The organism is Spirillospora sp. NPDC049024 (assembly GCF_040649235.1).
Taxonomy (GTDB): Bacteria; Actinomycetota; Actinomycetes; order Streptosporangiales; family Streptosporangiaceae; genus Spirillospora.
In genome coordinates this window covers 176,052-188,414 of sequence record NZ_JBEZFD010000004.1, presented here as the reverse complement: position 1 = coordinate 188,414, position 12,363 = coordinate 176,052, and the positions used below count along the sequence as shown (strand labels likewise).

Below are 12,363 nucleotides of genomic sequence, written 5' to 3'. Positions count from 1 at the left end.
CACGTCACAGCTCGACGATGACGGCTCCGAGGTGCCGTCCGGTGATCAGTTCGTGCAACGCGCGCGGGGCGTGCTCGATGCCCGCGACGCGCGCGTGCGGGAAGGTGAGGGCGCCGGAGCGCAGCCAGGCGCCGAAGCGCTCGGCCCACTCGGGGCGGGGCCCGGCGTCGTCCAGCCCGCCGAAACCGCGCATGCCGATGCGCTTGGCGATGAGCTGGAACGTGTCGATCTCGACGGGGGCCGTGGTTCCGGTGCGGTCCGGCGCGAGCTGCCCGGCCAGCGTCCCGACGAGGACGAACCGCGCGCCGGGCCTGGCGGCGGCGATCGCGGCCTGGAGCTGTTCGCCGCCGACGTTGTCCACGAGGACGTCGATCCCGTCGGGTGCGGCCTCCGCCAGCTGCTCGGCGATGGGCCGCCCGCCCCGGACCAGGGCCGTGTCGTAGCCCAGTTCGGACTCCATGCGGGCGGCCTTGTCCGGCGAACCCGTGCTGCCGATCACGCGGCCCGCGCCGAGCAGCCGGGCGATCTGACCGGCGAGCGAGCCGACCCCGCCCGCGCCGCCGGAGACGAACACGGTGTCGCCGGGACGGACGCCCGCGTCCCGGGTCAGCGCCGTGTACGCGATGCCCGCCTGGCCGAGGTGCGCGGCAGGATCGGGCAGCGTGCCGTCCAGCGGAGAGCACTGCCCGGCGGGCATGACCGCGTGCTCGCGCCAGCCCAGCCAGTGCCGGACCAGGTCGCCGGGACGGAGCCCGGAGTCCCGGGGCGCCGAGACGACCTCGCCGATCGCCGCCCCGAACAGGGTGTCGCCCTGACGCAGCGGCGGGAAGGGAGTGCCCTTCACGCCGCCGCCGATCAGGGTCCGCAGCGCCGGGAAGACCTGGAACCAGCGGTTGCGGACCAGCACCTCCCCCTCCGCCGGCACCGGCATGGGCACTTCCACGACGCTGAAGTGCTCGGGCCCGGGCAGCCCCTCGGGAAGGGCGGCGAGCTGGACCACGCGGGTGGTCGGGGGCGATGACGGCATCGGACGCTCCTCACAGCCGGGAATCCGGGGAGGAGCCCCGGACGCGGGCCACGAAGCTAACCGTTGACCCGCGCGTCAGGGTCAAGCGTCCGCCGGCGCCTGTTTCGGTGACGCGGCGGGACGGCCCGGGGTGAGGACGGCGGACGCCAGGGTCGCGACGGCCGCGGTGACGGCGGCGAGGACGAAGCCGTTCGTGAAGCCGTCGAGGGTGTCGCCGGCGAGGCTGGCGGCCGCGACGCTGGAGATGACGGCGGCCCCGATCGACGCGCCGAACTCGTGGAAGGTGCTGACGATGCCGGACGCGATGCCGGACTCGTGCGGCGCCACCTGGCCGAGGGCCGTGGCGGAGGCGACGACGAACATCGCGCCCGCTCCGGCGCCCGCGATCGCGGTGCCGACCACGACCGTCACGGGGTGCAGCGAGACGGCCGGGATCGCCATGCCGGCGGCGGCGGCGACGAGCCCGGCGACGGCGAGGCGGCGCGGTCCCGCGGCGGCGATGGTCCGGCCGGTCAGGTCGGCGCCGGCCATCGTCGCGACCGCGATCGGCAGGAACAGCAGGCCGGTGCGCAGCGCGCCGTAGTCCCGGGCGTGCTGGAAGTAGAACGTGCCGAGGAAGAACATCGCGATCATCAGGGCCGTCGCGGTCACGATCAGGAACGTGCCGGTGGCCACCGGGCGGCGGGCCAGCAGCGACAGGTCCATCATGGGCGAGGCGGCGGTCTTCTGCCTGGCCGCGAACGCCAGGTAGCCGACCGCGGCGAGCAGCACCGGCCAGCCGGTGCCGAGGTCGAGCCAGCCGGCGTCGCCGGCGCGGATGAACGCGTAGATCAGGGCGCCGGACGAGGCGGTGACCAGCAGCGCCCCGAGGACGTCGAGCCGGGGGCGGAACGCGGCCGCCGCGTGGCGCGGCAGCATCCGGGCGAGCGCGGCGAAGATCACCAGTCCGATGGGGACGTTGACGAAGAACACCCAGGGCCAGCCGGGACCGGCGGTGAGCGCGCCGCCCAGCAGGACGCCGAGGGCGGCCCCGCCGCCGCCCAGCGCGGACCAGACGCCGAGCGCCTTGTTCCGCTCGTCCCCCTGGAACAGCGTGACCACGAGGGACAGGGCCGACGGGGACAGCATCGCCGCCCCCACCCCCTGGGCGACGCGCCCGCCCAGCAGCACGGCGGCCGATCCGGCCAGGCCCGTCACCAGCGACGCCGCCGTGAAGACCAGCAGGCCGGCGAGGACGACGCGCTTGGCCCCGAACAGGTCGGCGGTCCGCCCGCCGAGCAGCATCAGGCCGCCGAACGCCAGGGTGTAGGCGCTGACCGTCCAGGTCACGGCCTGGCGGCTCAGCTCCAGGTCGGTCTCCATGTGCGGCAGCGCGATCGCGACGACCGTGACGTCGAGGATCAGCATGAGCTGGGCCACGCCGAGCAGCCCCAGGATGCGCCAGCGCAGCGGATGCGGCCGCGCGGACGGGTCGTGACCGGTGTCTGTCATGACGACTCTCCCCCATAACTCGTATAGGACCATACGAGTTAGGAGAGTAACACGTACTTCGATGTACGAGTTAGGATGCGGGCATGTCCTCCGCCGCCCCAGGCCGGCGCCGGCGCGCAGACGCCGAGCGCAACATCGCCCGCATCGTGTCCGCGGCACGCGAGTGCCTGGGCCGGGACCCGGGCGCGAGCATCGACGACATCGCCAAGGCGGCCGGTGTCGGACGGATGACGCTCTACGGCCACTTCCGCAACCGGGCCGACCTGGTCGAGGCCGCGCTGGTCGACGCACTGCGCGCCGGCGAGGAGAAGCTGTCGGGCCTCGACCTGTCCGGGAGTCCCGAAGAGGCGCTCACCCGGCTGGTGGAGTCCAGTTGGGCCCTCGTGGCCGAATCCAGGGCGCTGCTCGTGGCGGCGCAGGAAGCCCTTCCGGCGGGGCGCGTCCGCGAGTTGCACGCCGATCCGGCGAAACGCGTGGAGGACATCGTCCGCCGCGGCCAGGACGAGGGCGTGTTCCGCACCGACCTGCCGATCACATGGCTGGTCAACGTGGTGCAGTACGTCCTGCACGGCGCCGCCGAGGAGACCCGCGCCGAGCGGCTGGACGAGGAGGAGACCGGCCGCGTCGTGTCCGCGACGGTGCGGTCCATCCTGACCGCGTGACCCACCGCGGCCTTACCTCCGAGGTAATCGGTTCGTGGCGGGGCGTGATGGGAGGGTCGCGGCATGGAGCGAACACTGGAGATGCTCGCGGGCGGCCGGGTGGCGTGGGGTGCGCTGGCGCTGGCCGCGCCCGGCCTCAACGTGCGGCTGGCGGGCATGGGCGACCGCGACGGCCCCGAGCTCAGGTACCTGATCCGGGTCTTCGGCAGCCGGGCCGTCGCGCTCGGCCTCGGCTACCTGCTGAGCGAGCCGCGGGCGCGGCGGCGCTGGCGGAGGCTCTGCCTGATGGTGGACGCCTGCGACACCGCCGCCGGGCTCGCGCACGTGGTCCGCGGGGACGTGCCGCGCGGAGCGGCGGCCGGCCTGACGGCGATCACCGGCGGCTACGCCGTCCTCGGCGCCCTCGCCCTGCGCGCGGAAGGGCGACCGGCCTGACCGGTCGCCCACCCGCGCGGGCGTCACCGCGTCCCGACGAACTGGTGGTCGGTGCGGATGCGGCCGTCGTCGTCCAGGTAGAGGACGTCCACTCCTCCGCCGGCGGCCTCGCCGCCGCCCACCGGCACCATCGCCCAGCGGATTCCGACCACGTGCGGCATCAGGACGAAGGGCTCCTCGGCGATCTCGAAGACGTGCTCGCCCGGCGCGACGAACATCTCGTAGGCCCTGGCCACGCGGGCGTCCAGGGCGGAGTGCCCGTGCACTTCCAGGGGCGCGGGAGGCACGGCGAGCGCCGCGGCGGCGTTGCGGGCCTCCTCCGGCGGGTTGACCAGTACGTGGACCGCGTCGGGCGCCCACGCTTCACGGATCAGCGCGCTCCGCGCCGCGGGGTCGGGCTCGTTCCACAGGGAGAGGTAGCGGTCGGCCACCTGCTTCACTTCGATGCTCATGTCGGCAGTCTGCGAGCCGCGACGGCGGCTCCGCGATTCCCTGCAGGGAATGGAACGGGCGCGGGCGCCCGGTGTGGAATGGAGGCATGACAGTGGTGGCGGAGCCGGGGACGTTCGCGCGCGACCTGCGGCGATGGCGGACGCGCCGCCGTTTCAGCCAGCTCGAACTGGCGATCCGGGCGGACACGACCCAGCGCCATCTGAGCTTCCTCGAACAGGGGCGTTCCCAACCGGGCCGCGCCATGGTGGTGCGGCTCGCCGAGTCCCTGGAACTGCCGCTGCGGGAGCGCAACGGGCTCCTGCTCGCCGCCGGCTACGCGCCGGTCTACACCGAGTCGGGCCTGGACGCCCCCGAGCTCGGTCCGGTGCGCGAGGCCCTCGAACGCATCCTCGACGGGCACATGCCGTACCCGGCGGTCGTCGTCCGGCCTTACGGCGAACTCGTCGCCGCCAACCCGGCGTTCGGCGTCCTCACCGAGGGCGCCGCGCCCGCGCTGCTGGAACCGCCGGTCAACGTCCTGCGCCTCGCCCTGCACCCGGACGGGATGGCCGGCCGCGTCGAGAACCTCGCCGAATGGGGCCGGCACATCACCGGCAGCCTCCGCGACCAGGCGCGGCGCGTCCCCGACCCGGTTCTGACGGAGTTCATCGACGAGCTGGACGGCTACCTGCCCCGCGTGGAGCCGGCGGGCGATCACCTCGGCTTCGCCGTCCCGCTCCGGCTGCGGGTCCCGGACGGCGAGCTGCGCCTGATCACGACGCTGACCTCGTTCGCGACCGCCGTGGACGTCACGCTCTCCGAGCTGCGTCTCGAAGCGTTCCTGCCCGCCGACGACACCACGGCGACGCTCCTGCGGCGACGGTCGTGACGTGCCGCGGCACGCCGCCGCGGGCGGCCGCTAGATGCCGGTGATGTGGCCGCTGTCCCACGCCCAGGCCGCGATCCCGACCCGGTTGCGGGCGCCGACCTTGCGCTGGATCGCGGCGACGTGGTTCTTGACGGTCCCCGGCGAGATGAACAGCGCCTCGGCGATCTCGCCGTTGGTGTGCCCGCGCGCGACGAGCCGCGCGACCTCGGCCTCCCGCTCGGACAGCCGCCCGCCCGCGGGGGGCCGGTCCGCCCGCTCGGCCAGCCGGCGCAGCAGCCGGACGGTGATCTGCGGGCTGATCAGCGTGTCGCCGGACACCGCCGCGCGCACCGCCTCCACCAGCAGCGCGGGGCTCGACCGCTTGAGCAGGAACCCGCACGCGCCGTTGCGCAGCGCGGTGTGCACGTACTCGTCGAGGTCGAACGTGGTGACGACCACGACGCGGATCGGGTCGGCGGCGTCCGGTCCCGCGAGGATCCGGGTGACCTCCAGCCCGTCCATGCCGGGCATGCGGACGTCGGCGAGCACGACGTCGGGGCGCAGCAGGCGGGCCTGCTCGACGGCCGAGGCGCCGTCCGCGGCCTCCGCGATCACGGTCAGGTCGGGCTGCGCGTCCAGGATGATCCGGAACGCCCCCCGGACGTGCTCCTGATCGTCGGCGATCAGGATGCGCGTCGTCATGTCCGCCATCGTCTCACCCGGGCCGGTCAGCGCCGCCGCGCGCGCCGGGGCCGGTCGCCCAGCGGCAGGACGGCCGCGACCTGCCATCCGGACGGGTCGCGCGGGCCGGCGGTCAGCGTGCCGCCCAGCATCTCGACCCGTTCGCGCAGGCCCGGCAGGCCCAGCCCGCCCCGCCTCGCGGGCGGACCCGCCGCACCGTCCCGGGCGTCGTCGGCGACGAGGACCCGCAGCGAGCGGACGTCCCCCGCCGAGCCGCGCACGCTCACGTCCACCCGGCCCGCGCCAGGGGCGTGGCGGCGCACGTTCGTCAGCGCCTCCACCACGATGCGGTAGGCGGTCGTGCCCACCTCGCGAGGCACGTCCAGATCGGGGTCGAGGTCCAGGTGGACGGGTGCGTTGCCGGACGCGGTGAACCTCGCGGCCAGGTCGGGGAGGTCGGACAGGGACGGCGCCGGCGCCAGGGCCGGCCCGCCCTCTTCGGAACCGGCGTCGGCGCGGAGCATCCCCACGGTGCGGTCCATGGCCGCCATCGCGCGGAGCGCCGCCTCCTCGATGATCGTGAAGGTTCGCGCGGCCGCGGACGGGTCGCGCTCGGCCAGGATCTGGCCGGCCCGGGCCTGGGCGAGCATCTCGCTGACGTCGTGGGCGACGAAGTCGTGCAGGTCGCTCGCCAGCTCAAGGCGCTGCCGCCGCCGCGCGGACGCGACCGACCGGCGGCGGCGGTCGTCCAGCGAGCGCAGGTAGAGCCCGGTCGTGACGGCGAGCACCGGGGGCAGCGCCCACGCGGCGAGGGCGGCGAGCCCGGCCGTTCCAGGGACGCCGAAGCGCAGGATCCAGCACGGCACCGCCAGACCTGCGAGACCGGCTCCGGCCAGCGCCCCGCGGAACGCCGCCACCCGGACGACCACCGCCACCAGCACCGTCAGGGCGGCGACCTCGACCAGCCCCAGCAGGTTCTCCGGCCCTTCGCCCTCCTGGAACCGCGCGCCGGGCGACGACCAGGCCGTCGCCGTCGCGGCGAGCGAGACACCGCCCGCCGCCGCGGCGACGATCCAGGTCGCGTCCCGCCTGGCGGGCCGTATGGCGAGCGCGGCGAGGGCGCCCGCCATCGCGACCGCGCCCGGCACGGCGGCCCAGCCGAACACCGGCGCGCCGGCGGCGCCGAGCGGCACCAGCGCTCCGGCCGCGTACAGGCCGGTCCTTCGCACGAGTCCGTTTCGCACGGTTCGAGCTTAGGCAGCGATGACGGGGCCGACCCCCTGCCGAACGGCACATCGCCCCGCCCTGACCGCCTCGTAACGTGCGGAAAGGCATATGTTCGCGGGGTCCGCGGCGCGCCCACGCTGAAGGCATGCGCACTTCGAGATGGATCTTCCGCTGGTGGGGAGCGTGGCCCGCCTGGACCGGCTACGCGGCCGCGGCGTGGTCGCTGCTCTACGGCATGCTCGGGCTCTACTGGACCCTGGGCGGCACCGGCTACCCCTTCGGCCCGGTGGACGAGGACCACCTCTCCGGGTCGGTCCTCGAAGGGGCCGACGCGGGCGTCACCGCGCCCGCGATGGCCGCCGTCGGGGCCGCCGGCGCCGTCCTCGGCGTGGTGATGGCACGCGGCCGCGGCCGCCCGGCCCTCCGGAACGCGCTGCTCGGCCTCGCCTGGGCGCAGGCCGTCACCTTCGCCCTCGTCATCCCCGACTACTTCCTGATCGCCTTCGTCGCGCTCGCGCCGCTGCTCGTGGTGTTCGCGTTCACCGGGGTGCCCGGACCCCAGGGCGGGATCGGCGACATCCTCTACTGGCACCGGGTGAACCTCCTCGTGCTCTTCGCCGGCGGCGTGCTCTGGGCCGCGACCGCCCTCGCCTACCAGCGCCGGACGGGCGGGGCCTGCGTCCACTGCGGGCGCGGCGACCGTCCGGCCGCCCACTGGACCTCCCCCGAATCGGCCCTGCGCTGGGGAAGGTGGGCCGTCTGGGCCGCATGCGCCGCGAGCCTCCCGTACGAGGTGACCCGCGTCGCCTGGTACTTCGGCTACCCGCTCGGCATCACCGAGGACTTCGAGCGGATGATGCAGGACACGCCGGGGATGCTGGAGGCCGGTCTCGGGTTCGCGATCGCCTCGCTCCTCGGCGGCGTCCTCACCCACGGCCTCGTCCACCGCTGGGGCGTCGTGTATCCGCGGTGGATCTGGTTCAAGGCCGGAAAGCGGGTGCCGCCCGCGCTGGCGATCGTCCCGGCGTCCGTCGTCGCGGTCGCGCTCGTCCCCGCGGGCCTGATGAACCTCCGCGTCGACCTGGAACCCGGCCTGTGGGCGGTGAGCCTGCCAGGTGTGATCTTCGTTGCGTGGGGCGCGGCGCTCGGCGCCGCCACGCTCTCCTACCATCTGCGGCGCCGCGGCGCCTGCCGGCGCTGCGGGCGGGGCACAGCCGAACGCGCCGGACGCGACGACCGCGCCGGGGACGAGGCGGAAGCGGGAGTCGCCGTCGGCCCGTGATCCGCCGGGGCGTCTCCCGGCGGCGGAGGGACCCGGCCCGTGTCAGGGGAGACGGTCGGCGCCGCGGGCGGGCAGGATGGCGGGGTGAACGAACTCGAAGAAGGCACCCGGCTCACCTTGGACTTCGACAAGCTCGCGGGCGTCGCGGCGACCGGGGCGCGGGTCGTCCCGGTGGTCCTGCAGGACGCGGGCAGCGGGGAGGTCCTGTTCATCGGATACGCGAACGACCAGGCGCTCAAGGCGACCCTGGACGAGCGGATCGCCGTCCTGTGGTCGACGTCCCGCAACGAGCTGTGGCGCAAGGGCGCGACCTCCGGGGACGTCCTCGAACTGGTCGACGTCCGCGTCAACTGCGAGCAGAACTCCCTGCTCTACCTCGTGAACCGCACCACCGGCGGCGCCTGCCACACGAACCTGCCGTCCGGGGAGCCCCGCCCCACCTGCTACTACCGCTCCGTCGCCGGCGACGGGACGCTGCGCCACCTCCTGCAGTGAGCGGCCGGCCCCGGGCCGGTCACGCTGGGCCGGACCGCCTCCGGCGGAGCGGGCGGGGCTGCGCCCGCTCCATCGGCGTGCCGGGCGTCACGCGTTCTGCGGCCTGTAGTGCATGACGGCGATGCCGCAGTCGAACACGCGCGACTCCACGAGGTCGAGGCGCTGGTAGGAGCCCTCCGGGAACACCGGCATCCCGGCGCCGATCGCGGTCGGGTTGACGAACAGGTACAGGTCGTCGAGCAGGCCCCGGCCGATCAGGTCGCGGACGAGCGTGCCGCCCCCGTAGACGATCATGTCGCCGCCGGGGCGGGACTTCAGCCGGTTCACGGTCTCGGTGAGGTCGCCGCCCGCGACCTCCGCGTTCTTCCACGGCGACTCGCTGAGGCTGTCGGAGATCACGACCTTGGGCGTGTTGTTCATCTGGTCGATGGCCTCCTGGGTCTCGCCCTGGGGCCCGGACTCCCAGGCCGGGATGAACCCCTCGGCGAGCTTGCGGCCCAGCACGATGGTGTCCACCGGCTCCATCAGCCCATTGATGTACTCGCCGATGTCCTCGGTCCAGGGGAACTTCATCCAGTCCATCTCGCCGTTCGGGCCGGCCATGTAGCCGTCAGCGCTGACCTGCACCTGAAGCTTGAACTTCCGCATCGTCTTCTCCTTCGGTCCCGCGGTTCTCCGCGGTTGTTTCCAGTGCCCACAGCTTCGCGGACACCGTTTACGGAATGTTTACGGCTTCCCGGAAGGCCCGTGGCCGCCGTCGGTGCGGTGCCGTCGCGGACGGCCGGACCGCGGTGGCCCGGCCCCCGGCCGGGCGGCGGACGGGGGCCGGATCCGGCCACCGGGTGGAGGGGCGCCGGATCGCCCTGCGATCTTGATGGCGGATGTGCCCTGACCAGGGCCGTGCGAGGGGACGGACGATGCGGCGACCGATCGCGGCGGCACTGGCGGGGAGCCTCCTGCTCGGCGGGTGCGCGAGCCGCGACGAGGCGTCCATCCTCGACGGGGACACGCTGACGGCGGGCGTCCGGCCGGACCTGCCGGGCATCGGGTTCAAGGGCCCGGACGGCACGTACGAGGGCTTGGACGTGGACGTGTCCCGGTACCTCGCCGCGCGGATGGGAAAGAAGGTCCGCTTCGTCCCGGCGCTGGCGCGGGACCGGGAACGGCTGCTCCAGGACGGGGACGTCGACATGGTGCTGACGTTCTGGCTGGAGCCCAAGTGGAAGGAGCGGTTCTCCTTCGCGGGCCCTTACCTCACGTCGTACCAGGACATCCTCGTCCGCACCGACGAGCACGACGTGCGCGGCGTCCGCGACCTGAAGGGCCGCAGGATCTGCGCCGTCGTGGGGGCGGGCGCGGCCGAGGCGGTGACGGTCGAGCGGGAAGTGCCGGCCGTGCCGGTGGCGGCGCGGTCCTACGAGGAGTGCATGGGCATGCTCGCGGACGGCCGGATCGACGCGATCACCACGAACGACACCATCCTGGCCGGGATGAAGACGCGGCGGGGCGCCGGCTTCCGGTTGCTGAACGCCCGGTTCGGCGAGCGGCGGACGGCGATCGCGATCCGCCGCGGGGATCTGGACGGCTGCGAGGCGCTCAACACGGCGATCACCCGGATGTACCAGGACGGGACGATGGCGAAGTTCATGCGCAAGTGGTTCGGCACGTCCGGCCTGGACCTGTCGGACGTGCAGGTGCCGCAGTTCGAGGGCTGCCTGTGACCTTCGCCCCCGACCGGAGCGCCCGGCGGCGCGTCGCCGGTTCGAAGGGCGCGGGCGGGGATCAGCGCCGGGAGTTGCCGCCGCCGAGGAGGGGAGTGCCGGTCGTGGCGCCGTCGCTCGGCGCGGTGCCGTCCGACGTCCCGCTGTTGGCGGCCCCGTTGCCCTGGGAGCCGCTCTTGCTCTTCTTCGCCGGGGTGGTCGGGCGGGTCGTGGCGTTGTTGTTCCCCGGGCCGCGCGGAGTCGTCGGCTTCGCCTTCGGGGTCTCGGTCTTCCTCTGCTGGCCCGGCGCGGTCGTCTTGCCGTGCTCGCCGGACTTGCCCGGCCCGTGGGACGGCTTGGACGAGGGCGCCGTCCCGGGGCGCTGCGAGGTGCGGGAACCGGGGCCGCCGCTCTGCTCGCGGGTCTTGTGCTCCCGGGGCGTCGGCGACGGCGCGGGCGAAGGGTCCTGGCCGGGGAAGTTCCCGGTCGCGTAGGCCACGCCGCCGGACAGCAGGATCGAGCCGCCCACCACCGCGATGACCTTGGCGGTGAGGAACCGGCGCAGGCGCGCCGTCCGGGAGGCGGGGGCCGTCCGGGGCGCCGCCAGGAAGGCGGCGACGGCGGCGTCCTCTCCGGCGAGCTCCTCCGGGCGGCCGGGGGCGGCGGCCGCCGCGAGGAGTTCGCGCAGCTCGGGGTGCCCGCCGGCGCCGTCGAGCAGCCGCTCGGCGGTGCGCGGATCCAGCCGTCCGGGCTCGTGGTCTCTCATGTCACCCCTTCAGCGCCACTGCCGCCGTTTCTGTCACCCCGGACGAGGGGACGGGTGTCCGCGGCGTCGGCGCGGGGCGCCGGCAGCCGCTCGGCGAGGCGCCGCAGGCCGCGGTAGGCGGCGGTCCGCACGGCGCCCGCGCGCTTGCCGAGGACCTTGCCCGCGGACTTGGCGTCCAGGCCCACGACGACGCGCAGCAGCACCGCCTCGGCCTGGTCGCGGGGCAGGTCGGCGATGAGCCGCAGCGCCTCCTCGGTGGCGATCCCGTCGATGGCGTCGAGCTCGGTGTCGGCGGCCGCGGCCATCGTCACCAGCTCCTCGACCGGCAGGTCGGAGGCGGGGCGGCGGGATCTGCGGCGCAGGTGGTCCAGCGCCCGGTGCCGGGTGATCGTCGCGGTCCAGCCGCGGAAGCCGTCGAGGTCGCCGCGGAACGTCGGGAGGTCACGGGCGATCTGCAGCCACGCCTCCGACGTCACGTCCTCCGCGTCGGCTCCGACGATGGCCCCGGCGAAGCGGATCAGGCGCGGCTGTACGTCGCGGTAGAGCATGCGGAAGGACTCCTCGTCGCCGTTCTGCGCCGCGCGCAGTGCCCGGCCGAGCTCGTCCTCGTCCACCGCGCCATTGTGCAGGCATTTGCACTGTGGTGTGACACGTACGCGCGGGTTCGCGCTGACGCAGTGAACCCCTCCCGCGGCCGCCCGGCCGATCCCCGCGCACGAGACGGACGAAGATGATCCGCAATGCCTCACATGACCGGGATGAGCTCCTTGTCACCGGCATAGCGCCGGCCGCTCCGCCGCTGACCCGGCCGCTTCCGGGACCCGTTCCGGAGGCGCCGCCGGACGAGGTGCTGCCGGACGAGGTGCTGCCGGACGAGGCGCAGCCGGTCTTCGTCGACGCGACCGGGTGGCGTGCCCGGCTCGGACGGCGGCTCGGCCTGCTCGTGGGGGCGCTGCTCCTGGTGTTCCTGGGCGCGCTCGGCCTGGGCATGACCACCGGCGCCGACGTCCCGCTGACGCCGTGGAGCGGGCCGTCCGCCAAGCCGCAGGTGAAGCTGAGCCGTCCGAGCGTCCCGGCCGGAAAGGCGAAGGAGCGGCCCGCCACCACGCGTCCCCGGCACAGCGCGCCGTCCGGAGCGCCCCGGGCATCGGCGGCGCCCGGAGCGTCCGCCGCCCCCGCGGCGCCCGCCGCCTCGCCGGGCACGCCCGCGCCGGCGGCGACGGGCACCGCGACGACGCGGCCCGGCAAGTCGCAGGCGACGCCTCCCGCGTACGGCAAGAAGCGGAAGAGCGGCTGA

The 12,363-nt window shown here is 74.6% G+C and carries 15 protein-coding genes; 7 read left to right on the top strand and 8 right to left on the bottom strand.

Annotation, left to right across the window (positions count from 1 at the left end; all coding sequences use genetic code 11):
• Positions 1-4 precede the first annotated feature (4 nt).
• Positions 5-1,027: an MDR family NADP-dependent oxidoreductase gene (locus AB0C21_RS08995; RefSeq protein ID WP_500203486.1), complete on the bottom strand. Its 1,023-nt coding sequence runs from the start codon at positions 1,025-1,027 to the stop codon at positions 5-7.
• Between the two features lie 81 nt (positions 1,028-1,108).
• Positions 1,109-2,518, bottom strand: coding sequence for an MFS transporter (locus AB0C21_RS08990; RefSeq protein WP_500203485.1), 1,410 nt, complete (start codon positions 2,516-2,518; stop codon positions 1,109-1,111).
• A gap of 83 nt (positions 2,519-2,601) precedes the next feature.
• On the opposite strand from AB0C21_RS08990, the gene AB0C21_RS08985 reads away from it, so the two are divergent.
• Both AB0C21_RS08985 and AB0C21_RS08980 read left to right on the top strand, forming a co-directional pair.
• Entirely contained in the window at positions 2,602-3,180 is a 579-nt protein-coding gene (locus AB0C21_RS08985) for a TetR/AcrR family transcriptional regulator (protein ID WP_500203484.1), read from the top strand.
• Positions 3,181-3,243: 63 nt separating this feature from the next.
• Positions 3,244-3,615, top strand: coding sequence for a hypothetical protein (locus AB0C21_RS08980; protein WP_500203483.1), 372 nt, complete (start codon positions 3,244-3,246; stop codon positions 3,613-3,615).
• A 23-nt stretch (positions 3,616-3,638) separates the two neighbouring features.
• Here AB0C21_RS08980 and AB0C21_RS08975 read toward each other — a convergent pair whose 3' ends face one another.
• The gene (locus tag AB0C21_RS08975) at positions 3,639-4,067 is read right to left on the bottom strand and encodes a hypothetical protein (RefSeq protein ID WP_500203482.1); all 429 of its coding nucleotides are present in this window, start codon (positions 4,065-4,067) and stop codon (positions 3,639-3,641) included.
• An 86-nt stretch (positions 4,068-4,153) separates the two neighbouring features.
• Between AB0C21_RS08975 and AB0C21_RS08970 the strand changes: the two genes are divergently transcribed.
• Positions 4,154-4,936, top strand: a complete 783-nt coding sequence (locus AB0C21_RS08970) for a helix-turn-helix domain-containing protein (RefSeq protein ID WP_500203481.1) — start codon at positions 4,154-4,156, stop codon at positions 4,934-4,936.
• A gap of 30 nt (positions 4,937-4,966) precedes the next feature.
• On the opposite strand, the gene AB0C21_RS08965 is transcribed toward AB0C21_RS08970, so the two are convergent.
• A complete protein-coding gene (locus AB0C21_RS08965; RefSeq protein WP_149260682.1) occupies positions 4,967-5,617 on the bottom strand; it encodes a response regulator in 651 nt (216 codons plus the stop codon).
• A 26-nt stretch (positions 5,618-5,643) separates the two neighbouring features.
• Entirely contained in the window at positions 5,644-6,840 is a 1,197-nt protein-coding gene (locus AB0C21_RS08960; protein ID WP_500203480.1) for a sensor histidine kinase, read from the bottom strand.
• A gap of 128 nt (positions 6,841-6,968) precedes the next feature.
• Between AB0C21_RS08960 and AB0C21_RS08955 the strand changes: the two genes are divergently transcribed.
• Together AB0C21_RS08955 and AB0C21_RS08950 are read left to right on the top strand one after the other, a co-directional pair.
• On the top strand, positions 6,969-8,105 hold the full coding sequence (locus AB0C21_RS08955) for a hypothetical protein (RefSeq protein ID WP_500203479.1): 1,137 nt from the start codon (positions 6,969-6,971) through the stop codon (positions 8,103-8,105).
• Positions 8,106-8,189: 84 nt separating this feature from the next.
• A complete protein-coding gene (locus AB0C21_RS08950; protein WP_200841996.1) occupies positions 8,190-8,600 on the top strand; it encodes a phosphoribosyl-AMP cyclohydrolase in 411 nt (136 codons plus the stop codon).
• Between the two features lie 87 nt (positions 8,601-8,687).
• Here AB0C21_RS08950 and AB0C21_RS08945 read toward each other — a convergent pair whose 3' ends face one another.
• Positions 8,688-9,248, bottom strand: a complete 561-nt coding sequence (locus AB0C21_RS08945) for a dihydrofolate reductase family protein (RefSeq protein WP_500203478.1) — start codon at positions 9,246-9,248, stop codon at positions 8,688-8,690.
• A 269-nt stretch (positions 9,249-9,517) separates the two neighbouring features.
• Between AB0C21_RS08945 and AB0C21_RS08940 the strand changes: the two genes are divergently transcribed.
• Positions 9,518-10,321: a transporter substrate-binding domain-containing protein gene (locus tag AB0C21_RS08940; protein ID WP_500203477.1), complete on the top strand. Its 804-nt coding sequence runs from the start codon at positions 9,518-9,520 to the stop codon at positions 10,319-10,321.
• 61 nt (positions 10,322-10,382) lie between these two features.
• On the opposite strand, the gene AB0C21_RS08935 is transcribed toward AB0C21_RS08940, so the two are convergent.
• Positions 10,383-11,066, bottom strand: coding sequence for a hypothetical protein (locus AB0C21_RS08935; RefSeq protein ID WP_500203476.1), 684 nt, complete (start codon positions 11,064-11,066; stop codon positions 10,383-10,385).
• Complete coding sequence (locus tag AB0C21_RS08930; protein WP_500203475.1) at positions 11,063-11,680, bottom strand: RNA polymerase sigma factor; 618 nt, start codon at positions 11,678-11,680, stop codon at positions 11,063-11,065. The genes AB0C21_RS08935 and AB0C21_RS08930 overlap by 4 nt, the downstream gene beginning before the upstream one ends.
• Before the next feature lie 116 nt (positions 11,681-11,796).
• On the opposite strand from AB0C21_RS08930, the gene AB0C21_RS08925 reads away from it, so the two are divergent.
• Positions 11,797-12,363, top strand: coding sequence for a hypothetical protein (locus AB0C21_RS08925; protein ID WP_500203474.1), 567 nt, complete (start codon positions 11,797-11,799; stop codon positions 12,361-12,363).

Bases quoted from the DNA above. Each gene is read 5' to 3' on its own strand.
- AB0C21_RS08995 (WP_500203486.1), bottom strand. From the start codon at position 1,027: ATGCCGTCATCGCCCCCGACCACCCGCGTGGTCCAGCTCGCCGCCCTT.
- AB0C21_RS08990 (WP_500203485.1), bottom strand. From the start codon at position 2,518: ATGACAGACACCGGTCACGACCCGTCCGCGCGGCCGCATCCGCTGCGC.
- AB0C21_RS08985 (WP_500203484.1), top strand. From the start codon at position 2,602: ATGTCCTCCGCCGCCCCAGGCCGGCGCCGGCGCGCAGACGCCGAGCGC.
- AB0C21_RS08980 (WP_500203483.1), top strand. From the start codon at position 3,244: ATGGAGCGAACACTGGAGATGCTCGCGGGCGGCCGGGTGGCGTGGGGT.
- AB0C21_RS08975 (WP_500203482.1), bottom strand. From the start codon at position 4,067: ATGAGCATCGAAGTGAAGCAGGTGGCCGACCGCTACCTCTCCCTGTGG.
- AB0C21_RS08970 (WP_500203481.1), top strand. From the start codon at position 4,154: ATGACAGTGGTGGCGGAGCCGGGGACGTTCGCGCGCGACCTGCGGCGA.
- AB0C21_RS08965 (WP_149260682.1), bottom strand. From the start codon at position 5,617: ATGACGACGCGCATCCTGATCGCCGACGATCAGGAGCACGTCCGGGGG.
- AB0C21_RS08955 (WP_500203479.1), top strand. From the start codon at position 6,969: ATGCGCACTTCGAGATGGATCTTCCGCTGGTGGGGAGCGTGGCCCGCC.
- AB0C21_RS08945 (WP_500203478.1), bottom strand. From the start codon at position 9,248: ATGCGGAAGTTCAAGCTTCAGGTGCAGGTCAGCGCTGACGGCTACATG.
- AB0C21_RS08940 (WP_500203477.1), top strand. From the start codon at position 9,518: ATGCGGCGACCGATCGCGGCGGCACTGGCGGGGAGCCTCCTGCTCGGC.
- AB0C21_RS08935 (WP_500203476.1), bottom strand. From the start codon at position 11,066: ATGAGAGACCACGAGCCCGGACGGCTGGATCCGCGCACCGCCGAGCGG.
- AB0C21_RS08925 (WP_500203474.1), top strand. From the start codon at position 11,797: ATGATCCGCAATGCCTCACATGACCGGGATGAGCTCCTTGTCACCGGC.